The 1,224-nt window shown below is 71.2% G+C and carries 2 protein-coding genes; one reads left to right on the top strand and one right to left on the bottom strand.

What is annotated here, in order from left to right; genetic code table 11:
• Positions 1–997: deoxyribodipyrimidine photo-lyase (locus QN345_RS19260; RefSeq protein WP_323509140.1), on the top strand; the 997-nt coding region annotated here is incomplete at its 5' end.
• Positions 998–1,006: 9 nt separating this feature from the next.
• Here the strand turns inward: QN345_RS19260 and QN345_RS19255 are convergent.
• Positions 1,007–1,224, bottom strand: a 218-nt coding sequence (locus QN345_RS19255) for a GNAT family N-acetyltransferase (RefSeq protein ID WP_323509139.1), incomplete at its 5' end; no start/stop codon positions are given.

Here is a 1,224-nt window from a genome sequence, read left to right as displayed (position 1 = left end):
GTGGACGATCCGCACGGGACAGGGCAACCCGTACTCGGTGTTCACGCCGTTCTGGCGGGCGTGCGTCGCCGGGCCGCCCCCGCGCGAGCCATACCCGGCGCCGGAATCGATCGACGACGGGTCGGGAACACTGCCCTCTGACCGGCTCGAGGACTGGGGCCTCCTGCCCACCCGCCCGGACTGGGCCGCCGGGCTCCGTGCCGCCTGGCAGCCGGGCGAGGCTTTCGCCGCCGAGGCGCTCGACACGTTCCTGCGTGAGTCGCTCGCGCGCTACGCAGACGAACGGGACGCCCCCGCCCAGGCCGCGACAAGCCGCCTGTCGCCGCGGCTTCGCTGGGGCGAAGTGAGCCCGTTCCAGGTCTGGCACGCCACCCAGCGGGTGCTCCGCGGGGCGGATGCCGCCACCGCGTCGAGCGCGCAGCGGTTCCTCACCGAACTCGGCTGGCGGGAGTTCAGCTATCACGTGCTCTTCCACGCGCCCGAGCTCGCGACCGAGAATCTCAAGCGCGAGTTCGACCGCTTCCCGTGGCCCCCGCTCGATGATCGCGTACTCGAGGCGTGGCAACAGGGCCGCACCGGCATTCCGCTCGTCGATGCCGGGATGCGCGAACTGTGGCAGACCGGGAGTATGCACAACCGGGTACGCATGGTCACCGCTTCATTCCTCACCAAGAATCTATTGGTGGACTGGCGCGTGGGCGAGCGCTGGTTCTGGGACACCCTCGTCGATGCCGACGGCGCGAGCAACCCGTTCGGCTGGCAGTGGGTCGCCGGATCGGGCGCGGACGCTGCACCCTACTTCCGGGTGTTCAACCCCGAACTGCAGGCGGCGCGGTTCGACCCGCACGGGGAGTACATCCGCGAGTACGTGCCCGAAATCGGCACGGATGCCTACCCCGCTCCGCTCGTCGACCTCGGCGAGACCCGGCGCGCGGCTCTGGCCGCCTACGAGTACGTCAAGGCCGCGAAGGCGCCCGCCCCGGTTCCCTCGGCCTGAGCCGCCGGGTCAGAGGGCGCGTTCGAGGACGAAGTCGTCCTCGTACCGGTCGCCGACCAGGAAGTGCTTGGTGCCGACCCGCGCGAAGCCGTGCTTCCCGTAGAAACGGATGGCCCGGGCATTCTCCTGGTTCACCCCGAGCCAGGCGCCCCGCGCGCCGCGATCCCGCGCGGCGTCGAGTGTCGCCGTCATGAGCGCTGCGGCCACTCCGCGCCCGTGGCTTTCGG

Origin of the sequence: Cryobacterium sp. 10I1 (assembly GCF_035019805.1) — a bacterium.
GTDB classification, from domain to species: Bacteria; Actinomycetota; Actinomycetes; order Actinomycetales; family Microbacteriaceae; genus Cryobacterium; species Cryobacterium glucosi.
This window is presented reverse-complemented; position numbering and strand designations above follow the sequence as displayed.